Below are 18,824 nucleotides of genomic sequence, written 5' to 3'. Positions count from 1 at the left end.
ACCGATTCGCGGCCATGATACTGACCTGTCCCGAGTGCGCCAGCCGCTATTTCGTCGACGACGCCAAGGTCGGTTCGGCCGGGCGCGTCGTGCGCTGCGCCTCGTGCGGGGCGCGGTGGACCGCGCGTAACGAAACCGCCGCCGACGACGACCTGTTCGACGCGCCGCCAGCCGTGGCGCCGGCCAACGACGCGGCCGTCTCGGCCGCGCTCGATCCCCTGCACGCGCTGGACGACGAGCCCGAGCCGGAGCCGCCGGTCAGCGCCCTGCCGGGCGAGGAACTGCCCAAGGTCTTCCGGGCCCGCGCCGACGCCGAGCGTCGCCTGAAGGAAGCCAAGACCACCGGCATCGTCTGGGCCTCGATGGCCGCCTTCGTGGTGGTGGTGCTGGTCGGGGCCGGAGTCTTCCGCCTCAACATCGGAAAGCTGATGCCCGGCACGGCCGGCGCCTACGCCATGGTCGGCGCGCCGATCAACACCGTCGGCCTGATCGTCGAGGAAAGCAGCATCCGCGCCCAGCCCTCGATGCAGGACGGCCGCGCCGCCCTGACCGTCACCGGCGTGATCCGCAACATCACCGAAAAGCCGGTCTCGGCCCCGCCGCTGCGCATCGCCCTGCTCAACAAGGGCGGCAAGCGTGTGGCCGGCCAGCTGGCCGCCGCCGCCGATCCGATCATTCCGCCCGGCCAGACCCGGCACTTCTCGGTGACCCTGCTGAACCCGCCGTCCAGCGCCCAGGTGCTGGAGGTCGGCTTCGCGGTCGAGAAGGGCGCGGCCCACGCGGTCAAGACGGGCCTCGGCCCCGCCAAGGACGGCCACGGCGAGCCTGAACTGCGCGGCGCCCAGGACACGCCCGCCGCCGATCATGCCGCCGAAGGGGCGCATGCGGAGGATTCCGTGGCGGAAGGGGCTGGACATGACGCCCCTGGTCATGAGACCGGAGCGGCCGAACCGGCCCCCGCCGACCATCATTGACCAAGATCCCCTGACATGACCGATCTCGCCCGCCCCGAAGTGCTCATTTCCGAGCAAGAAATCGCCGAGCGGGTCGAGGCCCTGGCTCGCCAGATCGCTCCGCGCATCGACGACGACACCGTCGCCGTCTGCCTGCTGACCGGCGGCCTGTGGTTCGCCGCCGACCTGACCCGCGCGCTGTGGAAGGCCGGCCGCAACGTCCGCTTCGACGCCCTGTGGCTGGCCTCGTACCATGACGAGCGCAAGAGCACGGGCCGTTGCGAAGTGCGCGCCGACCTGCAGCGTCCGCTGGTGGGCCGCCGCGCCCTGGTGGTCGACGACGTGTTCGACACCGGCCTGTCGCTGTCGGAAGCCGCGCGCCTGGTCAAGGACGCCGGCGCCAGCGAAGTGCTGACCGCCGTCTTCGCCCGCAAGCCCTGGCCGACCTCGCGCGGCATGGAGCCCGACTTCGTGGCCTGGGAAGCCCCGGCCCGCTACCTCGTCGGCTACGGCCTCGACGACGAAGGCAAGAGCCGCGGCCTGCCGTATATCGGCGCGCTGGACTGAGCTTGAAGTCCCGGTCCTTCTTCCCTTGCGGGAGAAGGTGTCGGCGAAAGCCGAAGGAAGAGGGGCTTCTCAGACGCAAAACGCCGCGACAGCTGACCGGCTGTCGCGGCGTTTTTCGTTTCAAGGAGCCTCCCCTGTGGGGGAGGTGATCGCGTAGCGATCGGTGGGGGGAGTGTTTGAAAGCCGGCTATATCACCGGAAGCTGAAAACGGCCCCCCACCGGCCTTCGGCCGCCTCCCCCAGAGGGGGAGGATCTTTCCTAGTCCATCGCCCTCTGCGTCGTGGCGATAAACCCGCCGCCGAGCACGCGTTCGGGATCGGCGGGGTCGTAGAGCACGCAGGCCTGGCCGGGGGCGACGCCTTCTTCCAGCACGTCGAACACCAGGCGCACGCCGCCGTCTTCGAGGGTCAGGCGGCCGGGCACGGGTTCGCGGGTCGAACGGACGCGGGCCAGGACTTGCGCATGAGCCCCGGCGGCCGCGATCAGGTCGTCCTCGCCGCCCAGCCAGTTGTCTTCCTTCAGGGTCAGCGCCCTGGTCAGCAGCGCCTCGCGCGGACCGACCACGACGTGGCGCCTGTCGGCGTCGATTCGCACGACGAACAAGGGCTCGCCCGTGCCGCCGCCGACATTGAGGCCGCGGCGCTGGCCGATGGTGTAGCGGGTGACGCCCTCGTGGCGGCCCAGCACCTTGCCGTCCAGGTGCACGATATCGCCCGCTTCCGCGCCCTGCGGGCGGATGCGGTCGATGACCGTGGTGTACTTGCCCTCCGGCACGAAGCAGATGTCCTGGCTGTCGGGCTTGTCGGCCACCGACAGGCCTAGCGCCGCGGCGATGGCCCGCACTTGCGGCTTGGCGAAACCGCCGAGCGGGAAGCGCAGGAAGTCGAGCTGCTCGCGCGTGGTGGCGAACAGGAAGTAGGACTGGTCCTTGGCCGGGTCGGCGGCGCGGCGCAGCTGCGGGCGGTTGCTGGCGGCGGTGTAGCCGCGTTGTACGTAGTGGCCGGTGGCCATGGCCTCGGCGCCCAGGTCGCGGGCCACGTCCAGCAGGTCGCGGAACTTGACGGTCTGGTTGCAGCGCACGCACGGGATCGGGGTCTCGCCGCGCAGATAGGCGTCGGCGAAGTCCTCGATGACCTGCTCCTTGAAGCGGCTCTCGTAGTCCAGCACGTAGTGCGGGATGCCGATCCGCTCGGCCGCCATGCGGGCGTCCATGATATCCTGGCCGGCGCAGCAGGCGCCCTTCTTGGAGATCGCCGCGCCATGGTCGTAGAGCTGCAGGGTCACGCCCACCACGTCGTAGCCGGCCTTGGCCAGAAGGGCGGCGGTGACGGTGGAATCCACGCCGCCGGACATGGCCGCGACGATCCGCGTCCCTTCCGGCAGGCCGACGGCCTGTTTGACCACCTCGGCGGCGCGCGCGATGAGGGCGTCGCCCTCCGGAATGGGGGCGTGAGCGGGGTCGAAACGGGCGAGGTCGGCGTCCATCGGCGCTATTTAGAGCCTCGACCCCGAATTTGCGAGCCGGGCCAAGCGCCGCAGGTGAAGAGAGTTACTTCAGGACGTTCAGCAGCGACGAGTTCTGCAGCGAGGCGAACACCTGGGCCGAGGCCTGCACGGCCAGCTGGGCGGCCTGCAGGCGGGTGACCGCCTCGGCCATGTCGACGTCGACCACGCCGCCGATCATCACCGTCAGGCTGTCGGTCTGGTCCTGCAGCGACACCTGGGCGTCCTCGAAGCGCTTCTGGTTCAGGCCGTTCTTGCCCTGGGCGGTGACTAGGTCCTTGTGGGCGCCGTCGAAGGCCGGCAGCAGGCCCTTGAGGAAGGTCGACTGGGCGTCGGTCAGGTTGCCGGTGAACGGGCCGTTGGCGTCGACATAGGCCTGCACCTGCTTGAAGGCGTCAAACAGCTCGGTTCCCAGGGCGTCGCCCAGCACGCCGGTCGACACCGTGGTCGACTCGTCGATGCGGTTGGTCGTGACGTACTGGTCGTTCTGGAACAGCGAGGCGGTGCTGGGCGCGGCCGTCAGGTCGGCCATGCTGGTGGCCGTGGTGGTCGGCACGTCGTTCTTGGCGCCCGAGAAGACGTAATAGCCGTTGGCCTTGGTGTTGAGTCCCTGCACCGCATCGCCGAAGGCGTTCTGCATCTGCTGCATCAGGGTGGTGGCGTTGCCGGCGGCCAGGGCGTTGGCGATCGCCTCGCGGGCGCTGGTGGCCGAGTTGGCCAGGCGCTCGATGCCCATGTCCTGCATCTCCAGGCGGTTGGAGACAAGCTTGGTCTGGTCGAGGAAGCCGTCGATCTTGGCCTGGGCGCTCTTCATCGCCGTCAGCATCTCGGCGTTCTTGGAATAGCCTTTCAGGTCGCTGGCGACCTTCTGGCTGGAGACCTGCTCGCCGATCTGGTTCTGGCGCACCTGCGCCAGCATCAGGTTCGACGTCATCACGCCGAAATTGCCGGAGGTGGAGACACGGGTCATGGCGGACCTCAGATGATGTTCACGAGGACGTCGTACATGTCCTTGGTCGCCTGGATCAGGCGGGCCGAGGCGTTGAACGCCTGCTGGTACGTCGTCAGATTGATGAGCTCTTCGTCGAGATTGACGCCCTCGTGCGACTGGCGCTGGGTGTCGACCTCGACCTTCACCGAAGCGGTGGCGTCCTTCTTGGATTCGGCGGCGGCGGCCTTGCGGGCGATCGAGCCGGCGAAGTCGGCGCCGTAGCGCAGCACGCTGCTGCTGGCCGCGCCGACGCCGCCGGCCGAGGAGAAGTTCACCGCGCTGTCGCCGGCCTTGGCCAGGGCCAGGGCGCCGCGGGCGTCGCCGATGGCCAGGGCCGAGGTCCCGGCGGCGGCCGTCAGGTTGAGCTTGGCGAAGGGCAGGCGGGTCGGGTTGGAATTCATCGCCGCGTCGATGGTGTAGCCCGAGGCGCGGGTGCTGCGCTCCGACGGACCCAGGCCGAACAGCTGGCTCAGCGACGGGCCGCCGGCGCCGCGCTGGGTGCCGTCCTCGACCACCGACAGGGTCACGGGCGAGGCGCTGTTGGAGCTGAAGCTGAGCGCGCCCTTGGAGTCGAGGGCGAAGGTCCCGTACTGGCCCGCGCCGTCGGCGCGCGAGTTCAAGGCGTTCAGCATGTCCTGCATCGTGCCGCCGGCCGGGACGGTGACCTTCACGTCGCGGATGCGGCCGCCCTCGACGTCGGTCAGGCGCAGGGTGATTTCCTCGCCCGGCGTGAAGCCGTGCGGCGAGGCCGTGGTCATGCCCGTCTCGTACGGCGAGTAGCCGGTCTGGCGGACGATGTCGTTCATGCCGAAGAAGTGGCTGAAGCCCTTGCCGGCCTTGTTCGACGGGCTGGCCGGATCATCGGCGATGGCCACGCCCAGGCCGCCGTTGGCCGACAGGCTGAGCGCGCCGTTGGTGAAGCTGGCCTGGCCGTCGGCGCCCAGGGCGCCGTTCAGCTGGGTCAGGAAGTTGGCCGGCGTGAAGGCTGGGCCGGCGACGCCGTCGACCGTCATCGAGCCGGCGCTGAAGTCCACCTCGATGCGGCGCTGGATGACGCCGCTGGCGTCGGTCAGGGCGATGGTGGTCTTGCCGGTGAAGCCGGTAAGGGCCGTCGTGGCGTCCAGGCCCGTGTTGCGGCCGGTCATGCTGGCCGGAGCAGGGACCGACGAGTTGGCGTTCGAGGCGCGGTTCAGCTCCTCGGTGGCGCGGGTGACGAACTCGCCCAGCTGGTCCGACAGGGCCGGCAGCTCGGTGTTGCGCAGCTCCAGCAGGCCCTTGATTTCGCCGCTGCTGATATAGAGCGGGCTGGCCTGGCCGCCGCTGTTGGCCGAGGTGACCGTCAGGAAGCCGTTGGCGGTGGGCGACTGCTCGTACTTGACCACGGCCGCGCCTTCGCCGGCCAGGCTCATGCCCTCGGTCGAGCGGATCAGCACGCCGCCGTTGGCGCGCTGGCTGACCTGCACGTTCATCAGCGAGGACAGCTCGTCGATCAGGCCGCTCTGGATGTTCTCCGAACCGGTGGCGTCGACCCCGGTGGTCTTGGCGCGGGTGATGTCGGCGTTCAGCTCGTCGATCTGCTTGAGCAGCACGTTCACGCGGTCGACATCGGCCGAGATCTTGGTGTCGGCGTCCTTGCCCAGGCTCGACAGGCCGGCGGTGATGCGGCTGCTTTCACCCAGGAAGTCCTCGACCTTGGTCAGGGCCTGCGAGCGCAGCAGCGACGAGGACGGCTCGTCGGCGGCCTGGGAGAAGGCGCTGAACACCTCGTCCAGCATCGAGAAGAAGTTGGTCTTGGCGCTGGGGTCGCCGAACAGTTCCTGGGCGTTGTCCAGCGCGCTCGAGAGCGCCGAGGCGCGGCCGGCGTCCGACGCGGCGTTCAGGCTGGCCGACTGCAGGAAGCGGTCGGTGGCGCGCTTGATGGCGTCGATGTTGACGCCCACGCCCATGCCGTTCGACACGAGGTTGGACTGGCTGACCGTCTTGCGGACGTAGCCGGCCGTGTTGACGTTGGCGATGTTGTCGGAAACGACGCGCATGCCCGTCTGGGCGGCCATCATCCCCGACGTCGCGGTGTTCAGGATGGTGTTCAGCGACATCAGCGATCTCCTGTCCGCTCGGCAAAGCACGGACCACGCGACGCGACCTTGCCCGGCGAAACTTGCCGGGTGGGCGTCGAGAGCGTCTCGTTTCCGTTGTGCAAACCGTTGAAATACAAGGCGTTGAGTTCCATGCGCCGTGCGGACGACGAGGAGGGGAGCGCAAGGATGGCGCCAACCCGGTCCAGACCCGGCCTGCGGCGCGCCGACGCGGCAAACGAGGGGTCATTCTTTCCGTTTCCGCTCGGCAAAATCCGCCGCAACCTGCCGAAATCAAAGGGTAAATCGGAAGTTAAAACCTTTAAAATCAATGGCTTGAAAGAAATTTCCGGGTTGGCCCGGTGATTGCTCAGAGGACGGCGGATCAAGGCGTGCTCCGTCCGAGCCGTCGTCCAGCCGAGCGTAACGACCCGCATGACCGCGATCGCCGCCTCTCTTCCGCTCCCGACGCCCGCCCAGGGCGCCGCCGGCGTGTCCGACGCTTCCGGCGCCGGCGACGTCTTCGGCGCGCTGCTGGCCGCCAAGGGTGCGAAGGAAGAGACGCAGGACCAGCCGGCCGCCCGCCCCGCGGGTGGGAGCAAGGCCTCGGCCAGGCCGGCCGTCGACCGCAAGGATGGCGACCGCAAGGGCGACGACCGCAAGAGCGGCGCCGACGCCGCTGGCCAGGACGTCGCCGCCGCCCAGGCCGGCGCCGCCGTGGTCGCCGCCATGAGCGCGCAACAACAGCAACAACCCGCCGCGACCGGCCAGGCCGCCGCCGAGACGCCCGCCGTCGCCGTCGCCGCCGCCGTCTCCGCCGAAGTCCCGGCCGCCGGCTCGACCGACCTGCTGGCCAAGGCCGCCGACCTGGTCGGCGACGTGGCCGACACCGTTTCCGACGCCGCCAAGCTGGCCGGCGCGGCTCCGCTCGCCGCCGCCGCGGACGCTGTCGAAGCCGCCGCCGACCTGGTGGCCGACGCCGCCGCGCCGACGGTCGACGCCGAAGCCGTCCAGCCGGCCGTCGCCGAGCTTCCCGCCATCGACCTGGCCAAGCTGGCCGCCCAGCCGCAGGCCGCCGCGCCCGCCGAAGCGCCGGTGGCGCCGAAGGTCCAGCCGCAAGCCCAGGCCGCCGCCGACGCCGCCCAGCCGGCCGCCGCTTCGCTGGGCGACGAGATCGTCAGCCTTAAAGCCGTGCAGGTTCCGGCCGATGAGGCCTTGACCGCGACCGCCGCCGCAACCCCGGTGGAAACCGCCGAAGTCGCCGCCCCGGTCGAGGCCCAGGCCGCCGCCGTCGAAACCGCCAAGCCCGCCGAGACCCCGGCTCTGGCGCCCAAGACCGGCAAGGTCGAGGTCGCCGCCAAGGGCGAGGCCGTGGTCACCGCTCACGCCGTCGCCGCCGAGCAGGCCGCCCACGACGCCGCCACCAACAGCGACTCCGGTTCTCAGTCGAGCGCTGGCGACGCCTTCGCCCAGATGGCGGCCGACGCCGCTCCGGTCGACGTCGCCGCGCCCAAGGCCGAGGCGACCTTCGCCCCGACCGTCCAGGCCCAGGCGGCCACGGCCGCCCAGGCGCCGGCCGAGGCCATCGTGCGCGGCTCGCCCGAGACCGTCGCGGCCATGTCGGCCGAGATCGCCAAGAAGCTGGAAGCCAAGTCGACCCGCTTCGACATCGTCCTGACGCCGGAAGGCCTGGGCAAGGTCGACGTCCAGGTGCGCATCGGCGCCGAGGGCAAGCTGACGGCCGTCATGGCCTTCGAGAACCCGCAGGCCGCCGCCGACCTGCGCCACCGCGCCGGCGAACTGCGCCAGGCGCTGAGCCAGGCCGGCTTCGACGTCGCCGAAAACGCCCTGAAGTTCGACGTGTCGAGCCAGAGCGGCAACGGCGGCCAGGGCCAGCAGCAGAACGCCTTCTTCGACTTCCAGGGCGGCGACCATGGTCGCCGCGCCTTCGCCGGTCGCGCCTTCGCGGGCGCCATGGCCGAAGACATTCCCACCCTTTCGGCCGCGTCGCTGATCCCGGGCTACCGCCTCGCGGATACCGACGGCGTCGACGTCAAGATCTAGGAGCAAGCGTCATGGCCACCACGACCGCGACGTCCGGCAGCACCTCGGTGATCGACAAGATCAACAACTCGAGGAACCAGCTGGCGAGCAGCGAAGAAACCTTCCTGAAGCTGCTGACCACGCAGATGAAGAACCAGGATCCGTTGTCGCCGATGGATTCCAACGCCTTTACCGGCCAGATCGTCCAAATGACGGGCGTGGAGCAGCAGCTGGTCACCAACGACCTGCTGGCGGCCCTGGTCGGCATGAACGACGGCGGCATCGCCGATGCGGTCAACATGATGGGCAAGCAGGCCACCGCCGAGACCGACACCTCGGTGCTCAAGGACGGCAAGGCCAACTGGAGCTACACCGTCGGCCGCAACGCCACCTCGGTGAAGATCGAAGTGCTCGACAAGTACGGCAACGTGGTCGCCACCAAGCTGCCCGACGACATGACGAAGGGTGAAAAGACCTTCGAGTGGGACGGCAAGGACAGCACCACCGGCGTCCAGCAGCCCAACGGCGCCGCCTACACCCTGCGCGTCACCGCCGTCGACGGCGAGGGCACGAAGATCGCCACCACCTCCAAGGGTCGCATCGAAGGCATCGTGACCGCGGTGACCAACGAGAGCGGCCAGAACATGGTCACCATCGACGGCGTGAAAGTGCCGATCAGCCAGGTGATCGGCGTCACCAACCCGCCAGAGAAGACAGCGGACACCTCGGACAAGACGCCCGAGGACACCGCAGAGGCCGCCTAAGGCCTTCACCGAATGAACCGGGCGTCAGAATGACGCCGACGCGGTTCCCAACCGAGCCAGACGGCCGACCCGGAACCCAAACGCAAACTGCGCTGAACCCCGCCAAACAAACCTCACGAGCAGGATTTCAGTCATGTCCATCAACAGCGCCATGCTCTCGGGCGTCTCCGGTCTGGTCGCCAACTCGTCGGCCCTGGCCGCGATCTCGGACAACATCGCCAACGTCAACACCGTCGGCTACAAGCGCTCGTCGGCCAATTTCTCGACGCTGGTCACCTCGCAAAGCAAGAACAACACCTACAGCGCCGGCGGCGTGAAGTCGCTGACGCACCAGTTCATCAGCCAGCAGGGCCTGACCCAGTCGACGACCTCGAGCCTCGACCTGTCGATCGCCGGCTCGGGCTTCTTCGTCGCCACCGAGAAGCCGGAAGGCCTGACCGCCACCGACACCCGCTCGTTCACCCGCGCCGGTTCGTTCCAGCTGGACAACCTCGGCTACCTGAAGAACGACGCCGGCCTCTACCTGCAGGGCTGGCTGGCCGATCCGGTGACCGGCGCCATCACGCCCGACCCGTCGGACCTGACCCAGCTGTCGTCGATCAACGTCGGCAGCGTCGGCGGCACCGCCGAGAAGACCACCCGGGTCGGCGTCAACGCCAACCTGCGTTCGGAACAGGCCGTGTCGGCCGCCGCCAACGCGCTGTCGAGCAAGACGGGCGTCGCCGACTCGAACGCCGTCACGGCCGACTACGCGGTTCGCTACAGCCCGACCGGCAACGGCAACGAGTACCAGGTCGAAGTCCGCCGCGCAGGCGTGGTCGTCGACACCGGCACGGCCGCGTTCGACCCGACCACGGGCGCCCTGACCAGCTACACCCCCACCGGCGCGACCGTGCCGGCCGGCTCGATCAACGCCGGCGGCGGCGCCACCGTGTCGTTCGCGGCCCTGGGCCTGAACACCAAGACCGACGCCGTGAACGCCGGCGCCTACGACCCGACCACCCGCTCGATGTCGGACTATGCCGAGGACCCGACCACCGGCGTCAAGCCGGACTTCGAGATCCAGATCCCGGTCTCGGACTCCAAGGGCGGCCAGCGCACCGTCACCCTGTCGCTGCTCAAGGGCCCCGGCCCGAACGAGTGGTTCGCCGAACTGCGCGCCAAGCCGGGCGACCTGGACAACAACACCAACGGCCTGATCAGCTCGGGAAAGATCACCTTCACCACGGACGGCAAGCTGGCCTCGGTCGGCAACCTGTTCGGCGGCGTGAACCCGACGGCGATCCACATCGGCGCCTCCGACCCGACCGCCACGGGCACGGGCCCGCGCTGGGCCGACGGCCTGGGCATCGACGCCCAGGACATCCAGATCGACCTGGCCAACGCCGCCGGCGGTCTGACCCAGTACAACAGCCAGTCGGTCGTGCAGTCGGTGAACACCAACGGCACCGCGTTCGGCAACCTGACCAACATCGAGGTGGATGAAGACGGCTACGTCTCGGCCATCTTCGACAACGGTGTGACTCGCCGGATCGCCCAGGTGGCCATTGCGACCTTCTCGAATCCCAACGGCCTGAAGGGCGTTAACGGCAACGCCTACCGCGTCACCAATGAAAGCGGCACCTATAGCCTGAAGACCCCGGGCCAGGGCGGCGCAGGTTCTCTGGCGCCTTCGACGCTGGAAGCTTCGACTGTCGACCTGTCGACTGAGTTCACGGGCCTGATCACTACGCAACGTGCGTACTCGGCCTCGTCGAAAATCATCACCACCGCCGATCAGATGCTGGAAGAACTTCTGAGCATTAAGCGCTGATCATAGGTATTAACTGGTCTTAATCAGAGTGTGTCACATCGATACACTCTGATCGCTGGAGGAAGTCCCGTGTTTAGGTCTTTCTTTACTACCGGAATTAAGCCGTCGTTATTCCCCGGCGCCTATATTCCTCGTCAACAGTGATGGTTGTGGGAAAGGCGTAAAGCCATGTTGCAGCAGCAGCGCACGAACAGCCGGGGTGAAAAGTACGTCATCGGTCCGACCGGTGCGCCTCTTACCCTGTCGGATCTTCCGCCCCCGGAAACCCAGCGTTGGGTGATCCGGCGTAAGGCCGAGGTGGTCGCCGCCGTCCGCGGTGGTCTCCTCTCGCTCGACGAGGCGTGCGATCGTTACAAGCTGACCAACGAGGAATTCCTCGCCTGGCAGCAGTCTATCGACCGGCACGGTCTGGCGGGTCTGCGGACCACCCGGCTTCAGCAGTACCGCTAAACGGCGGAAAAACTGAAAGGGCGCGAGGAGTTATGCTCCGCAAAGCGCCCGAACGGTCTGTTCAGCGGCCGCGCCCCCTGGGGCGCGGCCGCGACCATTTGGCGCCTATGGAGGCGGGTTCCCGCCCCAAATCTAAAGCCGTCGTTAACCATCGACTGGGTAAATCCTGCCTAGCGACGGCGGACTTCCATCCGTCTCGCTTGCGCTCCGTTCGGACGCAGTTTGAGGGACAGGCCCAGTGGATAAATTCCTGAGCGCGATTCAGAAGTTCGGCGTCGGTCGTCTGGCCGCCCTGGCGGGCGTCGCCGTCGGCTCCATCGCCGTGCTCGCCGCGGTCGTCATGATGCTGGGCAAGCAGCCGAACGAGCTGCTGTATTCGAATCTCGACCTCAAGGAAGCCTCGTCCGTCACCCAGGCGCTGGACCAGGCCGGCATCAAGTACGAGACCAAGGGCGACGGCTCGACCATCATGGTCGCCCGCGACAAGGTCAATTCCGCCCGCCTGCTGGTTTCGGGCAAGGGCCTCGTGACCTCGGGCTCGATCGGCTACGAGATCTTCGACACCGGCAACGCCATCGGCCAGACCGATTTCGTCCAGCAGCTGAACCGCCAGCGCGCCCTGCAGGGCGAGCTGGAACGGACCATCCGCGGCTGGCAGGGCGTGCGCGACGTCCGCGTTCACCTGGTCCTGCCCAAGCGCCAGCTGTTCGAAGAGGACGCCGAGCAACCGTCGGCCGCCGTCACCATCGGCACCGCCGGCCGCGAACCGTCGTCGGACATGGTCGCCGCCGTCCAGAACCTGGTCGCCGGCTCGGTCCCGGGCATGAAGCCCGAGCGCGTCAACGTCATCGACGACCACGGCAAGACCCTGTCCGCCGGCGGCAACGAGAGCCTGGCCGGCCGTCTGGCCCAGGACCGCAAGTCCGAGGCCGAAGCCCGCATCGCCAAGAGCGTCAAGGAAATGCTCGACGGCGTCCTTGGCCCCGGCAAGGCCCGCGTCACGGTCACCGCCGACCTCGACCTGAACCGCATCACCACCCAGGAAAAGAAGTTCGATCCGGACGGCCAGGTCGTGCGCTCGGAAAGCACCAGCGCCAACAACCAGTCCGAGACCCGCAACGACGACACCAGCGGCGTCACCGCCACCCAGAACATCCCCGGCGGCCAGCCGGCCGGCTTCCAGCCCGTCGGCTCGAACTCGGGCAGCAACGAGACCACCACCAACTACGAGATCTCCGAGTCGGTCCGCACCGAGGTCACCGAGCCGGGCTCGATGAAGAAGGTCGCCGTGGCCGTGGCCGTGGACGGCGTCACCGCCGCTCCGGGCAAGGACGGCAAGGCCGGCGCCTACACCCCGCGCAGCGCCGAGGAGATCGCCCAGATCGAAGAGCTGGTGAAGACCGCCATCGGTTACGACGCCGCACGCGGCGATCAGGTGAAGGTCACCAACATCCGCTTCCCGACCGCCGAGGACCAGGGCCTGGACGGCAAGGGCGGGCTGATGGCCGGCTTCGACAAGAACGACCTGATGCGCGTCGCCGAGATCGGCGTCCTGGCCATCGTCGCCCTGCTGATCCTGATGTTCGCCGTGCGCCCCTTCATCAAGAGCCTGACCCAGCCGGCCGGCCAGCATCCGATCCAGCTGGCCCTGGGCCAGGGCGACCAGCCGGTCACCCGCCTGGTCACCCTGTCGGACGGCACCACCCAGCAGGTCGTCGTCGACCAGTCGGGCGAGCCGATCGCCATCGCCGGCCCGGTTTCGGACATCGACCAGCGCATCGACATCGCCAAGATCGAAGGCCAGGTGAAGGCTTCGTCGATCAAGCGCGTGTCGGAATTCGTCGAAAAGCACCCCGAAGAGTCGGTCGCGATCCTGCGCAACTGGCTGCACGAGTCGGAGTGATCGGATGAAGGCCGCCGTCACAGATATCGCCAAGCTGGCCGGGCCCGAAAAGGCCGCCATCGTCCTGCTCGCCCTGGGTGAAGATCATACCAAGATCTGGGAAGCGCTGGACGACGAGGAGATCAAGGAAGTCTCCCAGGCCATGGCCAGCCTGGGCACGGTTTCGGCCAGCGTGGTCGAAGAGCTGCTGGTCGAGTTCGTCTCGGGCATGAGCTCGACGGGCGCGATCATGGGCTCGTACGAACAGACCCAGCGCCTGCTGATGTCGTTCATGGCGCCCGAGAAGGTCGACCAGCTGATGGAAGAGATCCGCGGTCCGGCGGGTCGAACCATGTGGGACAAGCTGGGCAACGTGAACGAGGCGGTGCTCGCCAACTACCTGAAGAACGAATACCCCCAGACCGTCGCCGTCGTGCTGTCGAAGGTGAAGAGCGACCACGCCGCCCGCGTGCTGGCCTGCCTGCCGGAAGACTTCGCGCTGGAATGCGTCACCCGCATGCTGCGCATGGAGCCGGTGCAGCGCGAAATCCTCGACAAGATCGAGCAGACCCTGCGGATCGAGTTCATGTCGAACCTGGCGCGCACCTCCAAGCGCGACAGCCACGAGATGATGGCCGAGATCTTCAACAACTTCGATCGCCAGACCGAGGCGCGCTTCATCGCCGCCCTAGAAGAGCGCAACCGCGAGGCGGCCGAGCGCATCCGGGCCCTGATGTTCGTGTTCGAGGACCTGTCGAAGCTGGATCCGGGCGGCGTGCAGACCCTGCTGCGCGCCACCGGCAAGGAGCAGCTGGCCCTGGCCCTGAAGGGCGCCTCGGACAAGCTGCGCGAGATGTTCTTCTCCAACATGTCCGAACGCGCGTCGAAGATCATGCGCGAGGACATGGAAAGCATGGGTCCGGTGCGTCTGAAGGACGTCGACCAGGCCCAGGTCGCCATGGTCCAGATCGCCAAGGACCTCGCCGCCAAGGGCGAGATCATGCTGGCCGGTTCGGGCAGCGACGACGAGCTGATCTACTGAGGCGCGCGGGATGAGCAACGGAACCTATCAGCGCTTCGCCTTCGACACGGTCTTCGACGACCGTGGCGGGGTGGCCTACGAGGCCCCCAAGGTGAAGAAGAGCTTCACGCCCGAGGAGGTCGAGGCCGCCCGCGCCGAAGCCTTCGCCGAGGGCGAGCGTTCGGCCGTGGCCCGCGCCGAGCAGGAAGCGGCCCAGGCCATGAACGTCATAGCCCACGCGGTGCACGGCGCGCTGTCGACCCTGGCCGCCGTCGCTCACGAGCATCGCGAGCACGCCGCGCGCCTGGCGCTGGCCTGCGCCAACAAGATCGCCGACGCGGCTTTGGACCAGTTCCCCGAGGCCCCGGCCTCGGCGGCCTTGCTGGCCCTGGCCCGGGAGGTCGAGGCCCAGCCCAAGCTCAGCGTGCGCGTCGCGCCGCACCTGGTCGAGCGCACCCAGGCCGCCCTGGAGCAGACCGCCCACGCCATCGGCTATCCGGGCCAGATCGTCGCCCGCGCCGACGGCGCCCAGCCGCCTGCCGCCTTCGTTCTCGACTGGGGCGATGGCCGCGCTGAATTCAATCCCGACGAGGCGGCGCAGCGCGTCGCCCAGGCCCTGGAAGCCGCTATCGCGGCCGAGGGCCTGCACGCCGAACCCCTGCTTCCTAGCGAAGGCTGACCGCCATGTCCGACGACCTGACTCTCAACGATTTCAACGGCGGCATGCTCGCCTCGGAGATCCCGGTCGAGCTGAGCGACAAGATCGCTTCCGACCTGGCTCCGGTGTTCGACGTCCCCGTCAACATCTCGGCCGTGCTCGGCCGCTCGAACATGTCGGTGGCCCAGCTGCTGCAGCTGCAGGCTGGCTCGATCCTGGAGCTCGATCGCAAGGTCGGCGAGGCGATCGACATCTACGTCAACAACCGCCTGGTCGCCCGGGGCGAGGTCGTCGTCGTCGACGAGCGCCTGGGCGTGACCATGACGGAAATCATCAAGGACGGCGACGCCGCGGGCTGATCGCCCGAGGTTTCCCGCCCACCAGTCCGCGCCTTCTGAAAGAGGGCGAAGCAGTAGAAGATCGGTCCGGAAGGGCCGCCCGGAGACAAGACAATGCGCCTCTTGGTCGTTGGTAAACTGAACGGTCAGCTCTCGGTCGCCGTAAAGATGGCGATGAACGCCGGGGCCAAGGTTTCGCACGTCGAGACGACGGAGCAGGCGACCAACGCGCTGCGGGCCGGGCAGGGCGCCGACCTGATGATGGTCGACTACGGCCTCGACATCGCCGGCCTGATCCTGGCCAACGAGAGCGAGCGCATCCGGGTGCCGGTCGTGGCCTGCGGCGTCGACGCCGACCCGATGCGCGCCGCTGCCGCCATCAAGGCCGGCGCCAAGGAATTCATCCCGCTGCCGCCGGACGCCGAGCTGATCGCCGCCGTCCTGGCCGCGGTGACCGACGACAACCGTCCGATGATCGCCCGCGACCCGAACATGGAGCAGGTCATCAAGCTGGCCGACCAGGTCGCCCCGTCGGACGCCTCGATCCTGATCACCGGCGAAAGCGGTTCGGGTAAGGAAGTGATGGCCCGCCACGTCCACGCGAAATCGCGTCGGGCCAAGGCGCCGTTCATCAGCGTCAACTGCGCGGCCATCCCCGAGAACCTGCTGGAAAGCGAGCTGTTCGGCCACGAAAAGGGGGCCTTCACCGGCGCCCTGGCCCGCCGCATCGGCAAGTTCGAGGAAGCCAACGGCGGCACGCTGCTGCTGGACGAAATCTCGGAAATGGACGTGCGCCTGCAGGCCAAGCTGCTGCGCGCCATCCAGGAGCGCGAGATCGACCGCGTCGGCGGCACCAAGCCGGTGAAGGTGGATATCCGCATCCTCGCCACGTCGAACCGCAACCTGGCCGACGCGGTCAAGGAAGGCGTGTTCCGCGAAGACCTGCTCTATCGCCTCAACGTCGTGAACCTGGCCCTGCCGCCGCTGCGCGAACGCCCGGGCGACATCATCAATCTGTGCGAGCACTTCGTGAAGAAGTACTCGGCCGCCAACGGCATCGAGCTGAAGCCGATCTCGGCCGAGGCCAAGCGCCGCCTGATCGCCCACCGCTGGCCGGGCAACGTGCGCGAACTGGAAAACGCCATGCACCGCGCGGTGCTGCTGTCGACCGGCGCCGAGATCGAGGAGTTCGCCATCCGCCTGCCGGACGGCCAGCCCCTGGCGCCGGCTCCTGACGCGGCCGTGGCCCGCGGCGCCTCGATGGCGGCGGCCGAGGCCGTGGCCGCCGCGGCGGTCAGCCGCAGCTTCGTCGGCCAGACCGTGGCCGAGATGGAGCAGACGCTGATCATCGACACCCTGGAGCACTGCCTGGGCAACCGCACCCACGCCGCCAACATCCTGGGCATTTCGATCCGCACCCTGCGCAACAAGCTCAAGGAATACGGCGACGCCGGCGTCAACGTGCCCCCGCCGCAGGGCGGCGTCGGCGCGGCGGCCTAAACCTCAAGTGCAGATTCCTGTTCGGCGCCCGCGACGATCGGTCCGGCGCCGAACATGGCTAATTTGGATTAAGGAGATGGCGGGCCGCTCCAAATCGCTTCAAGCGAGACGGTCCCGTCCTAGACACAGCAGCAAGGCTTTCCATGGCTGACGCCGCCGCCCCCAAGGCCGCCTCCTCGATCCCCAGCGCCAAGTCGCTGTGGGAGGGGATCCTGCGCGGCGAGATGGGCCTGGCCGTCGGCGTCGTGGGCATCATCGTCCTGCTGATCCTGCCGGTGCCGCCGGCCCTGCTGGACATACTGCTGGCCGTGTCGCTGACCGGCTCGGTGCTGATCCTGATGACGGCGGTGCTGATCAAGAAGCCGCTGGAGTTCACCTCCTTCCCGACCGTCCTGCTGGTCGCGACCCTCTACCGCCTGGGCCTCAACATCGCCTCGACCCGCCTGATCCTGGGCAATGGTCACGAGGGCGGCCACGGCGCCGGCGCGGTCATCGCCGCCTTCGGCAACCTGATGATGCAGGGCAACTTCGTCATCGGCGTGATCATCTTCATCATCCTGGTGGTGGTGAACTTCATGGTCGTCACCAAGGGTTCGGGCCGCATCGCCGAAGTCGCGGCGCGCTTCACCCTGGACGCCATGCCCGGCAAGCAGATGGCCATCGACGCCGACCTGTCGACGGGCCTGATCGACCAGGACACCGCCAAGATCCGCCGCAAGGAGCTTGAGCAGGAAAGCACCTTCTTCGGCGCCATGGACGGCGCCAGCAAGTTCGTGAAGGGCGACGCGGTCGCCGGCCTGATCATCACCGGCATCAACATCGTCGGCGGCATCCTGATCGGCGTCGTGCAGCACAAGGTGCCGATGGCCGAGGCGGCCTCGACCTACACCCTGATGACCATCGGCGACGGCCTCGTCAGCCAGATCCCGGCCCTGATCATCTCGATCGCCGCCGGTCTGGTGGTGTCCAAGGCCGGCGTCGAGGGCAGCGCCGACAAGGCCCTGACCACCCAGCTGGCCATGAACCCGGTCGCCCTGGGCATGGTGTCGGCCTCGTCGGGCGTCATCGCCCTGATCCCCGGCATGCCGCTGCTGCCGTTCGCCGGCCTCGCCGTCGGCGCGGGCTACCTGGCCTATCGCCGGGCGCAGGCGGCCAAGCTGGCCCCCGCCAAGGAGGCCGCGGCAGCCGCGGCGGCCGCCGCCGCCGAAGCGCCGTCCGAGCCCGAGGAAGAGCCTATCAGCGCGGCCCTGGCCATCGACGACGTCAAGATCGAGCTGGGCTACGGCCTGCTGACCCTGATCAACGACCTGGAAGGCCGTCGCCTGACCGACCAGATCCGCGCCCTGCGCAAGACCCTGGCCACCGAGTTCGGCTTCGTCATGCCGCCCGTGCGCATCCTCGACAACATGCGCCTGGCCAACCAGGGCTACGCCATCCGCATCAAGGAGATGGAGGCCGGCCTGGGCGAAGTGCGCCTGGGTCACCTGATGGCCATGGACCCGCGCGGCGGCCAGGTGGAGCTGCCCGGCGAGCACGTGCGCGAGCCCGCCTTCGGCCTGCCGGCCACCTGGGTCGCCGACGACCTGCGCGAAGAAGCGACGTTCCGTGGCTATACGGTCGTCGACCCGGCCACGGTGCTGACCACGCACCTGACCGAGATCCTCAAGGAGAACATGGCCGACCTGCTCTCCTACGCCGAGGTGCAGAAGCTCCTGAAGGAGCTGCCGGAGAACCAGAAGAAGCTCGTCGACGACCTGATCCCCGGCGTCGTCAACGCCGCCACGATCCAGCGCGTGCTGCAGGCCCTGCTCAAGGAGCGCGTCTCGATCCGCGACCTGCCGCAGATCCTCGAGGGCATCGGCGAGGCCGCGCCGCACACGGCTTCCGTCACCCAACTGGTCGAGCAGGTCCGCGCGCGCCTGGCCCGCCAGCTGTGCTGGGCCAACCGCGGCGACGACGGCGCCCTGCCGATCATCACCCTGTCGGCCGACTGGGAGCAGGCCTTCGCCGAAGCCCTGATCGGACCGGGCGAGGACAAGCAACTGGCCCTCGCCCCCTCGCGCCTGCAGGACTTCATCCGCGGCGTCCGCGACACCTTCGAGCGCGCCGCCCTGCAGGGCGAGTCGCCGGTGCTGCTGACCAGCCCGGGCATCCGCCCCTATGTCCGCTCGATCATCGAACGCTTCCGCGGCCAGACCGTGGTGATGAGCCAGAACGAGATCCACCCCCGGGCGCGCCTGAAGACGGTGGGGATGGTCTAGGACG

The 18,824-nt window shown here is 68.4% G+C and carries 16 protein-coding genes; 12 read left to right on the top strand and 4 right to left on the bottom strand.

All coding sequences use genetic code 11. From position 1 onward, the window contains the following. Positions 1-14: 14 nt before the first annotated feature. The gene (locus DDF67_RS14330) at positions 15-974 is read left to right on the top strand and encodes an MJ0042-type zinc finger domain-containing protein (protein WP_109101532.1); all 960 of its coding nucleotides are present in this window, start codon (positions 15-17) and stop codon (positions 972-974) included. Positions 975-989: 15 nt separating this feature from the next. Next, on the top strand, positions 990-1,520 hold the full coding sequence (locus tag DDF67_RS14325; protein WP_058346618.1) for a phosphoribosyltransferase: 531 nt from the start codon (positions 990-992) through the stop codon (positions 1,518-1,520). 259 nt (positions 1,521-1,779) lie between these two features. On the opposite strand, the gene mnmA is transcribed toward DDF67_RS14325, so the two are convergent. The 4 genes from mnmA to DDF67_RS25355 form a co-directional block, all read right to left on the bottom strand. Then, positions 1,780-3,006 (bottom strand): tRNA 2-thiouridine(34) synthase MnmA, encoded by a 1,227-nt coding sequence (mnmA, locus tag DDF67_RS14320; RefSeq protein WP_109101531.1) that lies wholly within the window; start codon positions 3,004-3,006, stop codon positions 1,780-1,782. Positions 3,007-3,070: 64 nt separating this feature from the next. Then, entirely contained in the window at positions 3,071-3,994 is a 924-nt protein-coding gene (locus DDF67_RS14315) for a flagellin (RefSeq protein WP_109101530.1), read from the bottom strand. A gap of 8 nt (positions 3,995-4,002) precedes the next feature. Next, on the bottom strand, positions 4,003-6,111 hold the full coding sequence (flgK, locus tag DDF67_RS14310) for a flagellar hook-associated protein FlgK (protein WP_109101529.1): 2,109 nt from the start codon (positions 6,109-6,111) through the stop codon (positions 4,003-4,005). After that, the gene (locus DDF67_RS25355) at positions 6,111-6,479 is read right to left on the bottom strand and encodes a hypothetical protein (protein ID WP_146198036.1); all 369 of its coding nucleotides are present in this window, start codon (positions 6,477-6,479) and stop codon (positions 6,111-6,113) included. Before DDF67_RS25355 ends, flgK begins: the two co-directional genes overlap by 1 nt. A gap of 46 nt (positions 6,480-6,525) precedes the next feature. Between DDF67_RS25355 and DDF67_RS14305 the strand changes: the two genes are divergently transcribed. From DDF67_RS14305 to flhA, 10 genes are all read left to right on the top strand, one after another. Beyond that, the gene (locus tag DDF67_RS14305; protein WP_109101528.1) at positions 6,526-8,154 is read left to right on the top strand and encodes a flagellar hook-length control protein FliK; all 1,629 of its coding nucleotides are present in this window, start codon (positions 6,526-6,528) and stop codon (positions 8,152-8,154) included. Positions 8,155-8,165: 11 nt separating this feature from the next. Continuing rightward, positions 8,166-8,897 carry a flagellar hook assembly protein FlgD gene (locus DDF67_RS14300; protein WP_109101527.1) on the top strand — a complete coding sequence of 244 codons (732 nt, stop codon included), beginning with the start codon at positions 8,166-8,168 and terminating at the stop codon, positions 8,895-8,897. 133 nt (positions 8,898-9,030) lie between these two features. Beyond that, the gene (flgE, locus tag DDF67_RS14295; RefSeq protein WP_109101526.1) at positions 9,031-10,710 is read left to right on the top strand and encodes a flagellar hook protein FlgE; all 1,680 of its coding nucleotides are present in this window, start codon (positions 9,031-9,033) and stop codon (positions 10,708-10,710) included. A 168-nt stretch (positions 10,711-10,878) separates the two neighbouring features. Further along, a complete protein-coding gene (gene sciP, locus DDF67_RS14290) occupies positions 10,879-11,160 on the top strand; it encodes a CtrA inhibitor SciP (RefSeq protein ID WP_007675208.1) in 282 nt (93 codons plus the stop codon). A gap of 238 nt (positions 11,161-11,398) precedes the next feature. Then, on the top strand, positions 11,399-13,063 hold the full coding sequence (gene fliF / locus DDF67_RS14280) for a flagellar basal-body MS-ring/collar protein FliF (protein WP_109101524.1): 1,665 nt from the start codon (positions 11,399-11,401) through the stop codon (positions 13,061-13,063). A gap of 4 nt (positions 13,064-13,067) precedes the next feature. Further along, positions 13,068-14,084 (top strand): flagellar motor switch protein FliG, encoded by a 1,017-nt coding sequence (gene fliG, locus DDF67_RS14275; protein ID WP_058346610.1) that lies wholly within the window; start codon positions 13,068-13,070, stop codon positions 14,082-14,084. A gap of 10 nt (positions 14,085-14,094) precedes the next feature. After that, on the top strand, positions 14,095-14,742 hold the full coding sequence (locus DDF67_RS14270) for a FliH/SctL family protein (protein ID WP_109101523.1): 648 nt from the start codon (positions 14,095-14,097) through the stop codon (positions 14,740-14,742). A gap of 5 nt (positions 14,743-14,747) precedes the next feature. Continuing rightward, positions 14,748-15,080, top strand: coding sequence for a flagellar motor switch protein FliN (gene fliN, locus DDF67_RS14265; RefSeq protein WP_058346608.1), 333 nt, complete (start codon positions 14,748-14,750; stop codon positions 15,078-15,080). A gap of 93 nt (positions 15,081-15,173) precedes the next feature. Next, positions 15,174-16,559: a sigma-54-dependent transcriptional regulator FlbD gene (gene flbD / locus DDF67_RS14260; protein WP_109101522.1), complete on the top strand. Its 1,386-nt coding sequence runs from the start codon at positions 15,174-15,176 to the stop codon at positions 16,557-16,559. 143 nt (positions 16,560-16,702) lie between these two features. Next, a complete protein-coding gene (gene flhA / locus DDF67_RS14255) occupies positions 16,703-18,820 on the top strand; it encodes a flagellar biosynthesis protein FlhA (RefSeq protein WP_109101521.1) in 2,118 nt (705 codons plus the stop codon). Positions 18,821-18,824 lie beyond the last annotated feature (4 nt).

This window comes from Caulobacter endophyticus (assembly GCF_003116815.1).
GTDB classification, from domain to species: Bacteria; Pseudomonadota; Alphaproteobacteria; order Caulobacterales; family Caulobacteraceae; genus Caulobacter; species Caulobacter endophyticus.
The sequence above is the reverse complement of the archived record's forward strand: the minus strand, read 5'-3'. Positions and strand labels throughout refer to the sequence as shown.

Bases quoted from the DNA above. Each gene is read 5' to 3' on its own strand.
- flgE (WP_109101526.1), top strand. From the start codon at position 9,031: ATGTCCATCAACAGCGCCATGCTCTCGGGCGTCTCCGGTCTGGTCGCC.
- DDF67_RS14300 (WP_109101527.1), top strand. From the start codon at position 8,166: ATGGCCACCACGACCGCGACGTCCGGCAGCACCTCGGTGATCGACAAG.
- flhA (WP_109101521.1), top strand. From the start codon at position 16,703: ATGGCTGACGCCGCCGCCCCCAAGGCCGCCTCCTCGATCCCCAGCGCC.
- DDF67_RS14330 (WP_109101532.1), top strand. From the start codon at position 15: ATGATACTGACCTGTCCCGAGTGCGCCAGCCGCTATTTCGTCGACGAC.
- DDF67_RS14270 (WP_109101523.1), top strand. From the start codon at position 14,095: ATGAGCAACGGAACCTATCAGCGCTTCGCCTTCGACACGGTCTTCGAC.
- DDF67_RS14315 (WP_109101530.1), bottom strand. From the start codon at position 3,994: ATGACCCGTGTCTCCACCTCCGGCAATTTCGGCGTGATGACGTCGAAC.
- DDF67_RS14325 (WP_058346618.1), top strand. From the start codon at position 990: ATGACCGATCTCGCCCGCCCCGAAGTGCTCATTTCCGAGCAAGAAATC.
- sciP (WP_007675208.1), top strand. From the start codon at position 10,879: ATGTTGCAGCAGCAGCGCACGAACAGCCGGGGTGAAAAGTACGTCATC.
- mnmA (WP_109101531.1), bottom strand. From the start codon at position 3,006: ATGGACGCCGACCTCGCCCGTTTCGACCCCGCTCACGCCCCCATTCCG.
- fliG (WP_058346610.1), top strand. From the start codon at position 13,068: ATGAAGGCCGCCGTCACAGATATCGCCAAGCTGGCCGGGCCCGAAAAG.
- fliN (WP_058346608.1), top strand. From the start codon at position 14,748: ATGTCCGACGACCTGACTCTCAACGATTTCAACGGCGGCATGCTCGCC.
- flgK (WP_109101529.1), bottom strand. From the start codon at position 6,111: ATGTCGCTGAACACCATCCTGAACACCGCGACGTCGGGGATGATGGCC.
- DDF67_RS14305 (WP_109101528.1), top strand. From the start codon at position 6,526: ATGACCGCGATCGCCGCCTCTCTTCCGCTCCCGACGCCCGCCCAGGGC.
- flbD (WP_109101522.1), top strand. From the start codon at position 15,174: ATGCGCCTCTTGGTCGTTGGTAAACTGAACGGTCAGCTCTCGGTCGCC.